This window comes from Halarchaeum sp. CBA1220 (genome assembly GCF_003721175.2).
GTDB classification, from domain to species: Archaea; Halobacteriota; Halobacteria; order Halobacteriales; family Halobacteriaceae; genus Halarchaeum; species Halarchaeum grantii.
The window spans coordinates 1,177,515-1,191,560 of the sequence record NZ_CP054707.1 but is presented as its reverse complement, the minus strand read 5'-3'; the positions used below and the strand labels follow the sequence as shown (position 1 = coordinate 1,191,560).

The following is a 14,046-nucleotide window of genomic DNA, read 5'->3' as shown; positions in this document are numbered from 1 at the left end:
GTTGGGGACCCGTCGATAAGTGACCCCGGAGAAACGTCGGAATAGCGCCGGTGAGGCGGCTATTCAGCAAGACTGATTAGCGCGTCGTGGGTTCGGTTGTGTATGACTGACCACTTCGACGTGGTTATCGCCGGAGCCGGTCCCGCCGGCGCGCAGTGCGCCCGGGACCTCGCCGAGCGCGACTACGACGTCCTCGTCTTGGAGACGGAGAACGAGGACGACTTCCCGCGTCAGAGCAACAAGTCCACCGCCGGGACCTTCCCCTCGATGATGGGCGCGTTCGGCGTCCCCGACGACGTCGTGATGAACTTCACGGACAGCGTCGTCATCGAGTCGCCCAACGACCACTTCGCGCAGACGCAGCCGGGCGCCGTCCTCGAGTTCGGCGACTTCAAGCGCTTCCTCGTGCGCGACGGGCGCGAGGCGGGCGTGGAGTACCGCTTCGACTCCCGAGCGACCGCGCCCATCACGGAGAACGGCAGCGTGGTCGGCGTCCGCTACAACGGCGACGAGGAGGTTCGCGCGGACGTCGTCGTGGACGCGACCGGGCCGGCGGCGCCGCTCGCGAAGCAACTCGGCGTCGTCGACCTCGAGCGCGAGAACCAGGCCATCGGCATCGAGTGGGAGATGGAGGGCGTCGAGGTGGACCACCCCGACTACGCGGACCTGACGGACGCGATGATGCTCCGCCTCGACCACGACCTCGCCCCCGGTGGCTACTCGTGGATCTTCCACACGGGCGGCGACACCGCGAAGGTCGGCCTCTGCTACATCCAGAACGAGAAGTACCACTCGAACAAGGAGGGCCTCAGCATCGACGGCTTCCTCGAGAAGTGGCTGGACAACGACCCCCGCTTCGCGGACGCGGAGAAGCTCGCGGGCAAACAGCACCGGGGGAGCGCGCACATCCAGCCGCCCGGGAGCCTCTCGACGGACGGCTTCATGGCCATCGGCGACACCGTCCCGTCCATCGACCCGCTCTGGGGCGAGGGCATCCACAAGGGCATGAAGTCCGCGCGCGCCGCCGCCATCACCGCCGACCGCTGTCTCACCGGGCGAGTGGACACGTCCGCCGAGGAGATGGCGATCTACGACGAGCTCTGGCATCGCGACGTCGCGCCGGACGCCGGCGTCCGCCTCCTCATGACGCACCTCCTCTACTACGCGCCGAACGACCGCTACGACCGCCTCATGCGCGACATCAACGCGATGGACCTCGACACGCTCGCGAGCGTGAACAACGGGAATCCGCGCGCCATCGCGAAGCTCCTCCACCGCGAGGACCTCCCGCTCCTCCGGGACTTCGTGCGCGACGACACGGAGATCGTGAAGGTCGGCCTGAAGGACGTCATCCCCTTCCTCTAGCGCGTCGTTTTTTGCGCGAGCGCGCCTCGTCCCGCGTGTGAACTACGAGGAGCCGCTGTTCTTCACGGTGATGCAGTACGCGGAGGCGGCGGAGCGCGACGTCGTCGACATGGTCTCGGGGAACCCGGACTGGGGCGCGCCCGACGGCGTCAGCGAGGGCCTCCACGACTACGCCGAGACGGGCGGCGAGGCATTTCAGTACCCGCCGAGCGACGGCCTCCGGGAGCTCCGCGAGCGCATCGCGACGCGGCGCGGCGTCGACACCGAGCGCGTCGTCGTGACGAACGGCGGCGCGATGGCGAACACGCTCGGGATGGCGCGCGCGCTCGAACGCGGGTCGGGCGACGAGGTGCTCCTGACGGACCCCGTCTACCCCTACTACCCGGGGAAGGCGGAGATGCTCGACGGGACGACGCGCTTCGTCCCCGTGGACGAGGAGGGCGCGCTCGACCCCGCCGACGTGCGCGCGGCGGCGAGCGACGAGACCGCGTGCATCGTCGTGAACACGCCGAACAACCCGACCGGCCACGTCTATCGGGAGGAGACGCTGCGCGAACTCGCCGACATCGCCGAGGCGCACGACGCCCTCCTCGTCAGCGACGAGGTGTACGACCACTTCGACTTCACCGGCGAGTTCACGTCTGCGCTCGCCATCGACTCCGAGCACGTCGTCGTCACGAACTCCTTCTCGAAGACGTACGCCATCACGGGCTTTCGCGTCGGCTACGCGGTCCTCTCGAAGCGCGACGCGCCGGCGGCGCGCACCCGGAACATGCTGACGAACGTCGCGACGAGTCGCCCCGCGCAGGCCGCCGTCCTGCACGCCCTGAAGACGACGGACGCCGACTACCACGAGGCGAACCGCGAACGCCTCCGCGAACGCGTCGCGTCCTTTACCGCCGCCCTCGACGAAGTCGGCGCGGAGTACTCGACGCCCGAGGGCGCCTTCTACGTGCTCGCGAAGTTCCCCGACTACCCGGGGACGATGGCGAACGTGAAGCGCCTCGTCGACGAGGCGGGCGTCGCGGGAATGCCGGGCGAGGCCTTCGGCGACGCCCGCAGCGAGTGGCTCCGCTTCGCGCTCGTCACGCCGCGCGTCGACACCGCCGCCGAACGCCTCGCCGAGTTCTTCTAACCGACCTTTTACAGCGCTTGGCGCGCCTGCGCTTGCAAAAGCTCGACCACTGTAGGAAGCAACGCTTCCTACCGTTCAGTCAGAACGCTCCGCGTTCTGACGACAAAAGCCTTCGTCACCCCCACGGGGGTTTCTCGGCCTCGCGCTTCGCGCGAGTGAACCGGCGACGGTCACGCGAGGCCCATGGCCCGAGTGTGGCTCAGAGAGAACGAAGTTCTCGCCTCATTCCGGGTCCTAACGGACCGCTCGGTCGCCGGACGTTAGGCTGGTGGGTCGTTCAGTCTAGATGCGTACCAATCACGCAAATTGGTTCTCAATCCAAGATTGAACTGCGCCGCCGATGGTATTGAGTGGATCTCGAAGGTATCGTTCCCAAGCAGATAATAACGTAGCTACCAAAACCGCAGGACTCGTCAAAGATATTTCTGGGCTAAGCAACGATATCACAGTGATGAGCACACCTCCAATAAATATGAATTCCATCCCCCGGCTCCAAAAATGACCTAACAAATCTTCTAAAGTGTCATCCTCACCGCCGAACAGCCGTTGCCGTTGTATATCGTGGTGTCGTCGTGCTTCCGTATCTCGAAGTTGTCGTTGGAGTTCCAAGTATAGATGTTTGAGTGACTCAGCATCGTCAGGGAGGTCTTCCTCAGTGACCATGGGTGAGCCCTTAGGGCCCGCACCAGGAATTTGCCCGAGCCTCCGGGGTTGTCTCTGCCTTCTCATAATTTCCTGCATATGTTCTGGCGACTGCGTGGGATTCCTATCCTGTTCCGGACTGCCATCTTTCGACATCTTAGTTCAGTAATTACGGAACCACTAGTAAAAGCGTAGGTGTGAGGTACCTACGCTGTATCGAACGTCTGCCCTGCGGTCTTCGGTCCTGCGTACTCGCGCTTCGCGCGAGTTTCACCGGTCGCCGAAGGTGACCGGCCTTTTTCTCCTCTGCGAGAACTACGTTCTCGCTGATCCCACACTCGCCTCCGTTGTACGGGCGACCCATGAGTCGCCCGTACGGCCAGCGGGACGCGGCGCGTCCGCGTTGCTCGCGTGGACCGTGGTTTCGCTGTGAGCGGTCGCGCGTAGCGCGACCCGAACGGGAAAAAGACGGTGGACCTACCCCGGAGGAGCCCCCTCTGTCACCTATGAGCGAACTCGAAGTCGAGGCGGTCGAGGACGTCGAGGCGGCGGGCGTCGCGGCCGGGACCGCTGAGTACGTCCTCTACGGCGGGAAGGGCGGCGTCGGGAAGACGACGATGGCGGCGGCGACGGGACTCGCGAGCGCCCACGAGGGGACGCCGACGCTCGTCGTTTCGACCGACCCCGCGCACAGCCTCTCGGATACGTACGAGACGGACGTGCCGAGTCAGCCCGGGCGGCTCCGCGAGGACGTCCCGCTCTGGGGCGTCGAGATCGACCCGGACGAGGCGATGGAGCGCGCGAGCGCGCTCGGGTTCGGCGGCGACGACGGCGCGGCGGGCGGGCCGATGGGCGGCCTCGGCGAGCTCATGGGCGGGGACGAGGGCGCGGCGAACCCGTTCGGCGGGCCGATGCCGGGCGCGGACGAGGCGGCGGCGATGCAGCTCCTCATCGAGTACCTCGACGACGAGCGCTTCGAGCGCGTCGTCGTCGACACCGCGCCGACGGGGCACACGCTCCGCCTCCTCGAACTCCCGGAGCTCATGGACTCGATGATGGGGCGGATGTTGCAGTTCCGCGAGAAGATGAGCGGCATGATGGGCTCGCTCACCGGGATGTTCGGCGGCGACGACGAGTCCGACGCGATGGGGACGGACGGCATGGAGGAGGTCCGCGAGCGCGTCGAGCGCCTGCGCGCGGTGCTCACTGACCCGACGCGGACGGACTTCCGCATCGTCACGGTGCCCGAGGAAATGAGCGTCATGGAGGCCAAGCGCCTCCGCGCGCGCCTCGAGGAGTTCGGGATTCCCGTGAGCACCGTCGTCGTGAACAAGGTGATGGAGCCGCTCGTCGACGTCGTTCCCGACATCCCCGACGAGACGTTCGTCTCGCCGAACCTCGACGCGTGCGAGTTCTGCCAGCGCCGCTGGGACGTCCAGCAGGACGCGCTGGCGGAGGCCCAGGAGCTCTTTCGCGGCCACGACGTGAAGCGCGTCCCTCTGCTCGCCGAGGAAGTGCGCGGCGAGAGCGCGCTGCGCGTCGTCGGCGCGTGTCTGAGCTGAGCGCGCCGGACTCCCCGGGGACGCGACCGGGCGAGCACACGCCGCCGTGGGACACCGCTTTACGTGGCCGAGCGATAGGGGACAGCCGTGATAACGCTCCTCGCCGCGGTCGGCATCCTCGTCGCGGTCTTCGTCGGGTTCAACATCGGCGGCTCCTCGACGGGCGTCGCGTTCGGGCCGTCCGTCGGCAGCCGCCTCGTTCGCAAACCGACCGCGGCGGCGCTGTTCACGGTGTTCGCGCTCGTGGGCGCGTGGACGGTCGGGCGGAACGTCATCGAGACGATGAGCAGCACCATCGTTCCGGCCGTGCAGTTCACGCCCGTCGCGAGCGTCGGCGTCCTCTTCTTCACCGGCGCGTCGCTGCTCGTCTCGAACCTCTACGGCGTCCCCGCCTCAACGTCGATGACGGCGGTCGGCGCCATCGTCGGACTCGGTCTCGCCACGGGAACGCTCAACGAGGCGCTGATGTTCACCATCGTCTCGGCGTGGATCGTCGCGCCGCTCGTGGCGTTCGCCGTCGGCGCGCTCGTCGGCCGCTACCTCTACCCCCACCTCGACCGGCGCATCGCGTTCACCCGCTTCGACTCGCATCTGATACGCGTCGAGCGGACGGGACGCCTCCCCCGACTGCGGTTCAACGACGACGCGTCGCTGCGCGACATCGGCGGGTCGCTCGCCGTCGTCGCCATCGCGTGCTACATGGCGTTCTCGGCGGGCGCCTCGAACGCCGCGAACGCCGTCGCGCCGCTCGTCGCGGCGGGCGGGCCGCTGACCGTCGACCAAGGGGTGCTCCTCGCGGTCTTCGCGTTCAGCCTCGGCGGGTTCACCATCGCGCGCCGGACGCTCGAGACGGTCGGCGACGACATCACCGAACTCCCGATACTGGCGGCGCTCCTCGTCTCCGTCGTCGGCGCGACCATCATCACTGGGCTGTCCGCGCTGGGCATCCCGGCGAGTCTCGCGGTGAGCACCACCTGCTGCATCATCGGCCTCGGCTGGGGCCGCGCGAGTCGGGCGGCGACCGTCGCCGAGCTCGCGGCGCCCGCGCCCCGGGGCGAAAGCGACATCGAGATAACGACCGGCGCGCTCGCCGCCTCGCGCGACGCGGACGTCCCGACGAGCCCGACGGTCGGCGACATCGCGAGCGGCGAGGCGACGGTGGAGCCGCCGGACGAGTCGGTGCCCGAGGTGCCGGACATCGGGGAGGCGGACTCCGTGGAGCTGGACCGCGACGGGCTCTTCGACCCGAACGCGGCCAAGCGAATCGTGTTCCTGTGGGTTCTCACGCCGACGCTCGCCGTCCTCGGTTCCTACCCGCTGTTCCGCTTCGTGCTCTGAGGGCCGTCGACGACGAGGACACGGAGGTCGTTGACGTTCGTCCCGGTCGCGCCCGTCTCGACGAGCGCGCCGCGCGCGTCGAGGGCGGGGAGCGCGTCGTTCGCGCGGAGCGCGCGGCGCGCCGCGCGGCGGTCCGTGACAGTCCCCGAGTCGACGACGGCGCCGGCGGCGCGTGTCGCGCCGTCGATGCCGTCGGTGTCGACGGCGCAGAGCGCGCTCCCCGGCGGGAGTTCGAGCGCGGCCGAGAGCGCGAACTCGAGGTTCGGGCCGCCCTCGCCGTCGCCGCGAACGGTGACGGTGCACTCGCCGCCGGAGAGGACGACGCAGGGCGGGCTGACGGGGTCGCCGCTCGCGATGGCTTCCTCGGCGATTGCGGCGTGCGTCTTCGCGGCCTCGCGGGCCTCCCCGCGCACGCTCGTTGAGAGCACGAGCGCGTCGTAGCCGGCGTCCTCGGCGACGGCGGCGGCGGCGTCGACGGCGGTGCGGTTGTCCGCGAGGAGGTGCGTCGAGACGGCGTCGAAGGCCGCAGCACCCGCTTTCGGCGTCTCAGCGCGCTCGCCGGCGGCGCCGCGTTCGAGGTGGGTTCGGACGGCGTCCGGGACGTCGAGCGCGTACTCCTCGATGACGTCGAGGGCGTCCCGGTACGTCGTCGGGTCGGGGACGGTGGGGCCGCTCCCGATGACGGAGGGGTCGTCGCCGACGACGTCGCTGAAGAGGAGGGTGACGACGCGCGCGGGCGCGAGGCGCGCGGCGAGGCGGCCGCCCTTGAGTTCGGAGAGGTGTTTGCGGACGGCGTTCAGTTCGTCGATGGTCGCGCCGCTCGCGAGCAGGGCGTCCGTCGTCGCGCGGAGGTCGGCGAGCGTGAGGTCACCGGCGGGCGCGGCGAGGAGCGCGCTCGCGCCCCCCGTTATCGCGGCGAGGACGAGCGTGGAGTCGTCGAGGGCGTCGGCCTCCGCGAGGAGGCGGCGCGTGGCGTCGACGCCGCGCTCGCTCGGCGTGGGGTGGTCGCCGTACAACACCTCGACGCGCTCGGTCTCGGCGGGGTCGTCGGTGACGACGATGCCGCCGTCGAGGCGCTCGCCGAGGACGCCTTCGAGCGCGGCGGCGACCTGCGAGGCGGCGTTCCCGCCGCCGAGCACCACGACAGACTCGTAGTCGGTGAGGTCGAGCGTCGCGTCGCCGATGCGGAGCGTCTCGCCCTCGCACGTGACGGCGTCGCGAACGACGCTCTCGGGGTGCGCGGCGTCGATGCCGGCGGTGGCGCACTCGCGGGCGAGCGCGCGCCGGGCGCGTGCGGCGTCGGCGTCGTCGGGGGTCTCGGACGTCATCTCAGGCGAGTTTGTAGAGCAGGTCGACGACGCGGTCCCGGATCCGGTCGGGGGCGTAGCGCGCGAGGAGCATCGCGCGCGCCGCCGGGCCGACCGGGTAGCGCGGGTCGGGGTCGGTCGTGCTCGCGGCCTCGAGGACGACGGCGGCGACGTCCTCCGGTTGGCTGGACGCGAAGCCGCCGGAGACGGCGTCGAAGTCCTCGAAGAAGCGGTAGACGCGGTCGTAGGCGCCGGAGGCCTCGACGGGTTCGAGTTCGTCGGCGGCGCGTGCGGAGAACTCCGTCTCGACGGGCCCGGGTTCGACGAGCGCGACGTCGATGCCGTGCGGTTGCACCTCACCGCGGAGCGCGTCGCTCAGGCCTTCGAGCGCGAACTTCGAGGCCGAGTAGACGCCCATCCCGGGCGTGCTGACGCGCCCGGAGACGCTGGAGAGGTTGATTATCGTCCCCTCGCCGCGCTCGCGCATGTGCGGGAGTGCGGCGCGGATCAGCCGGTGGGGCCCGTAGACGTTCACGTCGAACTGCTTGTTCAGGCGGCGCGTCGTCACGTCCTCGACGGCGCCCATCTGTCCGTAGCCCGCGTTGTTCACGAGGCAGTCGAGGCGGCCCTCCGCCTCAACGAGCTCCTCCACGACGTCGCGACACTGCGCGGGCCGCGTCACGTCGAGTTCGGCGGTCGTACAGCCGGCCTCGCGGAGCGCCCGGAGGTCCGATTCGTCGCGCGCGGTCGCCCACACCGACCACTCCGCGTCGAGGAACGCCTCGGCGGTCGCGTGGCCGATACCCGAGGACGCGCCCGTGATGAGAACCGTCTCAGTCGTCATACTCGAAGGCGTCGCGCGGCGCCGAGTTAAGGATGGCCGTTTCGCGGACCCGCGCTCAGCGCTCGCCGCGCGCTCGCTCGCCGACGAGCGCGTCCGCGTGCCGCGTGGGCTCCGGGAGCTTGTAGCCCGCGCAGGTCGCGGCGACGAACTCGACGGTCGTCTCGGCGCGCACGCGGTGGCCGGGACTGACGACGAGCGGGTTGACGTGGCGCCGCTCGGGGGTGTCGTACTGCTTCGACTGGTAGTAGTGGCCGATGGTCGTCCCGTTCGGGCAGGTCTCGACCTCGTCGTCGGCCTCGATGGCGACGCGCTCGCCCGCCGCGAGATAGCGGTCCTCGACGTTTTCGGTCGGTGTCCCGCAGAGGAGGTTCTTCGCGACGCCGACGGCGGGCGCGTCGAAGAGGACGCCGACGTGCGTCGCGAGGCCGGCCTCCCGGTAGTGGATGCGCCCGCTCCCGTCGAGAACGAGGAGGTCGGGGTCGACGGCGAGCGACTGGAGCGCGTCGACGATGGCGCTCCCCTCGCGGAACGCGAGGAGGCCGGGGATGTAGGGGATTTCGAGGTCGGCGCGACCGTACGCGCGCTCGACGACGGCGCCGTCCCGGATCGCGACGGCGGCGGAGACGGCGTCGTCCTCGCGGAAGGCCTGATCGACGCCGACGACGACCGGGCCGTCACCGTCGAGCGTCGCCTGCGCGTCGTCGGCGGCGTTGATGGAGTCGGCGAGCGCGAGCGCCGACGGGTCGAGGCCGTGGTCGTCGTCGAAGACGGCGGTCTCGGCGATATCGCGCTGCATCGCCTCCATCTCGGCGGCGGAGAGCGACGGGTCCGGGAGGAACTCGGGGTGTTCGAGTTCCATCTAGAACGGCCCCCGGCCACCGCCGGGGCCGCGCCGGCCGCCGCCGAGCTGGAGCTGGTTCGGCCCGCGACCGCCTTGGGACTTCAGGTAGGCGCCGTAGAGGAGGCCGACGCCGAGGCCGGCGAGGTGCGCGACCTGGGCGACGCCGCCGCTCCCCGGCCCGAAGAAGCCGGTGACGAAGAGCGAGTAGGCGGCGAAGCCGAGCGTGAGCACCCAGAGCGGCATCGGGATGACGAAGTAGAGGTAGACCCGAAGGCCGGGGTTGAGGACGGTGAGGACGCCCATGACGGCCATGATGGCGCCGCTCGCACCGTAGACGGCCGCGACGTCGCCGAGCGCGGCCGCGGTGAGGACCTGCGCGAGGCCGGCGAGGACGCCCGCGCCGACGAAGAGCGCGGCGAACTTCGCGGAGCCCATGCGGCGCTCGACCGGCGGCCCGAAGAAGTAGAGCGCGATGCCGTTGAAGAGGAGGTGGCCGAAGCCGCCGTGCGCGAAGACGGAGACGAACCACGGGTAGACGAACGTGAGGTTGTACGTGTTCAGCGTGAAGAGGTCGACCCACGGGCCCGAGTTCACCGCGACGCCGAACAGGGGCGCGACGATGTACTGGGCGAACGCCGTCAGCGCCATCAGCCCGAGGAAGACGTAGGTCGCGTTCCCGCGGAGATACCCCAGCGGCCCGCCGGTCGCGCTCACGGCGTCGACGGCGCGGTCGACGCGCGAGCGCTCCTCCTCCTCCTCGTACTGCCCGAAGACGCCCGAGGGGTCGTTCCACTCCTCGAGGCCGGGGCAGTCGTGGCTCTCCGGGAGGCGGTGCTCCTCGCAGTAGCTCCCCCCGCAGAACCGACAGCGGTAGGGCATCCCCACTTGTGTCCCGCACCGGTCACACGTCGCCATTGGTGGGAGTGCGTGGGCTGGCGGGTTAGTGCCTTTGGTCGGGCGCGCCGAGTCGGGCGCAGGCTACAAGGCCGCAGCGGGCGAGGGCTCACGCATGAAGGAGTACGAGCGCAAGCAGCTCTTGGAGCGCATCGGCCGCGAGTCGGCGACGGTCGGGGCGACGATTCCGGACGAGGTGGCACTCGACGGCGAGGCGTTCCCGCTCCGCGAGTTCGTCTTCGAGATGAAGCGCGTCGACGCCGTTCCCCCGGAGCGCCGCGAGGAGGTCGAGGACGCGAAGCGCAACCTGCGGCGCGCGCGCCGCGAGCGAACGGAGCGCCTCGAGGAGGGCGCCCTCGACTACGCGGAGGGGGAGACGCTCGCCGAGGAGATAATCGGCATCGACCGCGCGCTGAACGCCCTCGAGTCGCTGGGCTCGCCGACGGACATCGAGCGCGAGATACAGGCGAAGGAGACGGCCGACCAGAAGCGCTGGTACAACTTCCTCCGGAAGGCGCTCGGCCACGAGAGCGAGAGCTCGCGCGGCCGCGGTCGCGGTGGGAGCGCCGGCCGGGGCGATAGCCGATGAGTCAGAACGCGGAGGTGGCGTCCGTGCTGGAGGAGTACGCGGACCTACTGGAGGCGCAGGGCGACGACTACCGGCCGAACGTCTACCGGCGCGCCGCCTCGAACGTCCGGGACTACCCGGAGGACATCGCGGCGCTCGCCGACGAGGGCGCCGAGGCAGTTCGGGAAATCGACGGCGTCGGCGAGGGGATCGCCGAGCACGTCGTCGACTACCTCGAAACGGGGACGTTCGAGGAGCTCGAGGACGCTCGCGCGGCCCTCCCCGTGGAGATGGCGGAGCTGACGAGCGTCGAGGGCGTCGGGCCGAAAACGGTGCGGAAGCTCTACGACGCCCTCGGCGTCGAGACGCTGGACGACCTCGAATCAGCGGCTGAGAGCGGCGAGATTCGGGAGGTGAAGGGGTTCGGCGCGAAGACGGAGGCGAACATCCTCGACCACGTCGCGTTCGCCCGGCGCGCACAGGAGCGCGAACTCCTCGGCGACACGCGCCCGCTCGCCGACGACATCGTGGACTACCTCGCGGACGCCGACGGCGTGGCGCGCGTCGAGGCGGCGGGGTCCGTGCGGCGGTGGCGCGAGACGAACGGCGACGTGGACGTCCTCGTCGCGAGCGACGCCGGCGACGCCGTCGGCGACTCCCTCGCGGCGTGGGAGCGCACCGAGGAGACCATCGAGACGGGCGAGACGAAGACGTCGGTGCGCGCGGGCGGGATGCGCGTCGACCTGCGCGTCGTCGTCCCCGAGGAGTTCGGCGCCGCGCTCCAGTACTTCACGGGGTCGAAGGACCACAACGTCACGCTCCGCAATCACGCCATCGAGCAGGGGAAGAAGGTGAACGAGTACGGCGTCTTCGACGTGAGCGACGTGCCCGAGGACGCGTCCGGTCAGCGCGTCGGCGAGCGCCTCGCCGCCGAGTCGGAGAGCGACGTCTACGACGCGCTCGGCCTCCAGTACATCCCGCCGGAGCTCCGCGAGGACCGCGGCGAGATCGACGCCGCGCGCGAGGGCGCGCTCCCCGACCTCCTCGCCGTCGACGACGTCCGGGGCGACCTGCACACGCACACGGAGCGGTCGGACGGCGACGCCTCCCTCGAAGAGATGGTGGCGGCCGCCGCCGAGTTCGGCCACGACTACGTCTGCGTCACCGACCACGCGGCGGGTCCGGGCGTCTTCGGCGACTCCGGGTTGAGCGACGCGGAGCTCCGCGAGCAGGCCGAGCGCGTCGCGGCCGTGCGCGACGACGCCGACATCGACGTCCTGCACGGCGTCGAGGCGAACGTCGACGCGGACGGGGACGTCGTGGCCGTGAGCGACGACGTGCTCGCGGACCTCGACCTCGTGGTGGCGTCCCCGCATTCGGGGCTCGGCGACGACGGCGGCGACCGGACCGAGCGCCTCGTCGCGGCCGTCGAGCACCCGCACGTCGACGTCCTCGGCCACCCCTCGGGGCGACTCATCAACCAGCGCCCCGCGATGGAGTTCGACGCCGCCGCGCTCGCGGCGGCCGCCGCCGACGCCGGCACGGCGCTCGAGGTGAACGCGAACTACCACCGCCTCGACCTCTGGGGGAGCGCGGTGCAGGCGGCCGTCGAGGCGGGCGCGACCGTCGCCGTCGACACGGACGCGCACTCGCCCGCCGAGTTCGACTACCTCACCTACGGCGTCCACACCGCCCGACGTGGGTGGGCCGAGGCCGCCGACGTCCTGAACGCGTGGCCCGTCGAGGAGGTGCGCGCGTTCCTCCACTGATGCGCTCGTCCGAGGACACGCCGCTCCTGCTGGACGTGATGTGCGGGAAGCTCGCGCGCCTCCTCCGGATGTGCGGCTACGACGCCGCGTACGCGCTCGACAGGGGGGTCGAGGACGACGAGCGCCTCCGCGAAATCGCGCGCCGCGAGGGCCGCGTCCTCCTCACGCGCGACGAGGAGCTCGCGCGCCGAACAACGGGGAGCGTCCGCCTGCGCACCCGGCACGTCGACGACCAACTGCGCGAGCTCGCCGACGCGGGATTCGAACTCGCGCTCCCCGCCGAGCCGCGTCGGTGCGCGAGCTGTAACGGGCCGCTGGAGCGCGCGGACCCGCCACACCCCGAGCACGTCCCGGACGACGTCGAGGCGGTGTGGCGATGCACGGACTGTGGCCAACGCTACTGGAAGGGGAGTCACTGGGACGACGTCGAGACGCGCCTCGCGGGGCTCTGAGGCCTCAGTCGTTGCGCGTCCACTGCTCGCAGGCGTCCATGTCGTCCATCAGTTCGTCGTGGAAGCCACAGTAGGGCCGGATGGCGTCGTCGTCCGTGCGGACGTAGTCGAAGTGCGCGCAGCTCCCGCAGTACTGGTCGGGACCCGGCTCGGTGCCGCTCGCGTTCGAGTCCGACTCGGCGGTGCCGGCCTCGCGGACGTCCGTCGCCGCCTGCCCGCCGTCGGAGGTCGGCTGCGGGGAGGTGTCCTCGACGTCCGTCGAGCCGCCGAGGACGCCGACGCCGCCGAAGGAGCCGCCGGAGAGCGCGGCGCGCGCGTCGTCGAGGTCCTCGCGCGGCACCTCGACGGTGCGGGTCTCGCCGTCGCGCGTGACCGTCATGGAGACGGTGCCACCGGGCGCGTTGCGCGTCTTGAACGTCGCGACGGCGGTGAACAGACACCAGAGCGTCGTGAGCAGGCCGAGCGCGTAGACGACGCCGCCCGCGACGACGATGGTCGAGGGGACGCTCGCGCCGCTCGCGTACCACTGGCCGGGGTAGGCCGCGCGGAGGACGAGCGTACCGACGACCGCGAGCGCGGCGCCGGCGACGGCGGCGACCCGATAGAGGCGGGCCGCCGGGAGGACGGTGAAGACCCCGAGGAGGATGGCCGGCACGCCGAAGCAGACGAGCGTGAGCGCGAGGCGGCGCGCGCCGAACTTCGCGGCGGTCGACGGGTTCGCGCCCATGACGAGGTGGGTCGTCCCCGCGAGGAGCCCGCCGATGACGAGTAGCGCGCCGGCCGCGAACAGCGCCGTGCCGGCGTAGACGCGGCGCTGGCTCGCGCCGTTGGCGTCTCGTTCGTACGCGTCCGCGAGGCTGGTCATGGGCGCACATACGCGCGCAACACCAAAAGTAGTGCGTCAGACGCCGTTCGTTCGCTCGGGGCATCGAAAAGTCTAATCGCGCGGCCCGACGACACTACACGTATGGCTGACGACGAAGGCGAGGAGGAGGAGGCTCCAGCGGTCGAACTCGGCGAGGGCGTCGCCGTCGAGGGCGCACCGCTCGCGCGCGTCGCCTCCCGGTTCACGTGGGGCATCCAGCGCAGCGAGATCGTCCGCCGGGACGGGGAGACGCGAATCCGGACACCGAAGGGCCCGCGCCGCCTCGCGGACGTCCTCGCGCACACGGACGTCCCCTACTTCGAGTCGCGTCGCGAGTTCGTCGACACCGTCCGCGAACAGATCGGCGACGGTCCCGTGCCCGCGACGGGCGCGGAGACGGACGAGGGAGAAGTGGAGGCCGACGACGGCGAGGACGACACCGGCGCGACGTCCGAGGAGTAGGG

The 14,046-nt window shown here is 70.7% G+C and carries 13 protein-coding genes; 8 read left to right on the top strand and 5 right to left on the bottom strand.

Translation table 11 applies throughout. The annotated features are described in order from the left end of the window. Positions 1 to 102 precede the first annotated feature (102 nt). From EFA46_RS06370 to EFA46_RS06355, 4 genes are all read left to right on the top strand, one after another. Positions 103 to 1,365, top strand: a complete 1,263-nt coding sequence (locus tag EFA46_RS06370; protein WP_123074100.1) for a digeranylgeranylglycerophospholipid reductase — start codon at positions 103 to 105, stop codon at positions 1,363 to 1,365. A 37-nt stretch (positions 1,366 to 1,402) separates the two neighbouring features. Then, entirely contained in the window at positions 1,403 to 2,500 is a 1,098-nt protein-coding gene (locus tag EFA46_RS06365; RefSeq protein WP_123074101.1) for a pyridoxal phosphate-dependent aminotransferase, read from the top strand. 1,148 nt (positions 2,501 to 3,648) lie between these two features. Then, the gene (locus EFA46_RS06360) at positions 3,649 to 4,704 is read left to right on the top strand and encodes a TRC40/GET3/ArsA family transport-energizing ATPase (protein WP_123074102.1); all 1,056 of its coding nucleotides are present in this window, start codon (positions 3,649 to 3,651) and stop codon (positions 4,702 to 4,704) included. 87 nt (positions 4,705 to 4,791) lie between these two features. Beyond that, entirely contained in the window at positions 4,792 to 6,042 is a 1,251-nt protein-coding gene (locus EFA46_RS06355; protein ID WP_123074103.1) for an inorganic phosphate transporter, read from the top strand. On the opposite strand, the gene EFA46_RS06350 is transcribed toward EFA46_RS06355, so the two are convergent. From EFA46_RS06350 to EFA46_RS06335, 4 genes are read right to left on the bottom strand one after another with little or no spacing between them, the layout of a single operon-like run. Continuing rightward, positions 6,015 to 7,370, bottom strand: a complete 1,356-nt coding sequence (locus tag EFA46_RS06350) for a glycerate kinase (RefSeq protein WP_123074104.1) — start codon at positions 7,368 to 7,370, stop codon at positions 6,015 to 6,017. The two genes, EFA46_RS06355 and EFA46_RS06350, sit on opposite strands and share 28 nt — an antisense overlap. A gap of 1 nt (position 7,371) precedes the next feature. Beyond that, the gene (locus tag EFA46_RS06345) at positions 7,372 to 8,193 is read right to left on the bottom strand and encodes an SDR family oxidoreductase (RefSeq protein ID WP_123074105.1); all 822 of its coding nucleotides are present in this window, start codon (positions 8,191 to 8,193) and stop codon (positions 7,372 to 7,374) included. 55 nt (positions 8,194 to 8,248) lie between these two features. After that, complete coding sequence (locus EFA46_RS06340; protein ID WP_123074106.1) at positions 8,249 to 9,052, bottom strand: endonuclease V; 804 nt, start codon at positions 9,050 to 9,052, stop codon at positions 8,249 to 8,251. Then, positions 9,053 to 9,949 carry a rhomboid family intramembrane serine protease gene (locus tag EFA46_RS06335; RefSeq protein ID WP_123074107.1) on the bottom strand — a complete coding sequence of 299 codons (897 nt, stop codon included), beginning with the start codon at positions 9,947 to 9,949 and terminating at the stop codon, positions 9,053 to 9,055. Positions 9,950 to 10,043: 94 nt separating this feature from the next. Here EFA46_RS06335 and EFA46_RS06330 point away from each other — a divergent pair, with 94 nt between their 5' ends. The 3 genes from EFA46_RS06330 to EFA46_RS06320 are packed head-to-tail and all read left to right on the top strand — an operon-like array spanning position 10,044 to position 12,717. Beyond that, positions 10,044 to 10,517, top strand: coding sequence for a DUF5788 family protein (locus EFA46_RS06330; RefSeq protein WP_123074108.1), 474 nt, complete (start codon positions 10,044 to 10,046; stop codon positions 10,515 to 10,517). Further along, a complete protein-coding gene (polX, locus tag EFA46_RS06325) occupies positions 10,514 to 12,265 on the top strand; it encodes a DNA polymerase/3'-5' exonuclease PolX (RefSeq protein WP_123074109.1) in 1,752 nt (583 codons plus the stop codon). The genes EFA46_RS06330 and polX overlap by 4 nt, the downstream gene beginning before the upstream one ends. Next, on the top strand, positions 12,265 to 12,717 hold the full coding sequence (locus EFA46_RS06320; protein WP_123074110.1) for a Mut7-C RNAse domain-containing protein: 453 nt from the start codon (positions 12,265 to 12,267) through the stop codon (positions 12,715 to 12,717). Before polX ends, EFA46_RS06320 begins: the two co-directional genes overlap by 1 nt. Before the next feature lie 4 nt (positions 12,718 to 12,721). On the opposite strand, the gene EFA46_RS06315 is transcribed toward EFA46_RS06320, so the two are convergent. Continuing rightward, positions 12,722 to 13,582: a hypothetical protein gene (locus EFA46_RS06315; RefSeq protein WP_123074111.1), complete on the bottom strand. Its 861-nt coding sequence runs from the start codon at positions 13,580 to 13,582 to the stop codon at positions 12,722 to 12,724. A 102-nt stretch (positions 13,583 to 13,684) separates the two neighbouring features. On the opposite strand from EFA46_RS06315, the gene EFA46_RS06310 reads away from it, so the two are divergent. Then, the gene (locus EFA46_RS06310) at positions 13,685 to 14,044 is read left to right on the top strand and encodes a DUF5789 family protein (protein ID WP_255494026.1); all 360 of its coding nucleotides are present in this window, start codon (positions 13,685 to 13,687) and stop codon (positions 14,042 to 14,044) included. Positions 14,045 to 14,046: the final 2 nt, after the last annotated feature.

Coding starts and splice junctions, on each gene's coding strand:
- EFA46_RS06370 (WP_123074100.1), top strand. CDS start 103: ATGACTGACCACTTCGACGTGGTTATCGCCGGAGCCGGTCCCGCCGGC.
- EFA46_RS06360 (WP_123074102.1), top strand. CDS start 3,649: ATGAGCGAACTCGAAGTCGAGGCGGTCGAGGACGTCGAGGCGGCGGGC.
- EFA46_RS06350 (WP_123074104.1), bottom strand. CDS start 7,370: ATGACGTCCGAGACCCCCGACGACGCCGACGCCGCACGCGCCCGGCGC.
- EFA46_RS06345 (WP_123074105.1), bottom strand. CDS start 8,193: ATGACGACTGAGACGGTTCTCATCACGGGCGCGTCCTCGGGTATCGGC.
- EFA46_RS06340 (WP_123074106.1), bottom strand. CDS start 9,052: ATGGAACTCGAACACCCCGAGTTCCTCCCGGACCCGTCGCTCTCCGCC.
- EFA46_RS06335 (WP_123074107.1), bottom strand. CDS start 9,949: ATGGCGACGTGTGACCGGTGCGGGACACAAGTGGGGATGCCCTACCGC.
- EFA46_RS06330 (WP_123074108.1), top strand. CDS start 10,044: ATGAAGGAGTACGAGCGCAAGCAGCTCTTGGAGCGCATCGGCCGCGAG.
- polX (WP_123074109.1), top strand. CDS start 10,514: ATGAGTCAGAACGCGGAGGTGGCGTCCGTGCTGGAGGAGTACGCGGAC.
- EFA46_RS06320 (WP_123074110.1), top strand. CDS start 12,265: ATGCGCTCGTCCGAGGACACGCCGCTCCTGCTGGACGTGATGTGCGGG.
- EFA46_RS06315 (WP_123074111.1), bottom strand. CDS start 13,582: ATGACCAGCCTCGCGGACGCGTACGAACGAGACGCCAACGGCGCGAGC.
- EFA46_RS06310 (WP_255494026.1), top strand. CDS start 13,685: ATGGCTGACGACGAAGGCGAGGAGGAGGAGGCTCCAGCGGTCGAACTC.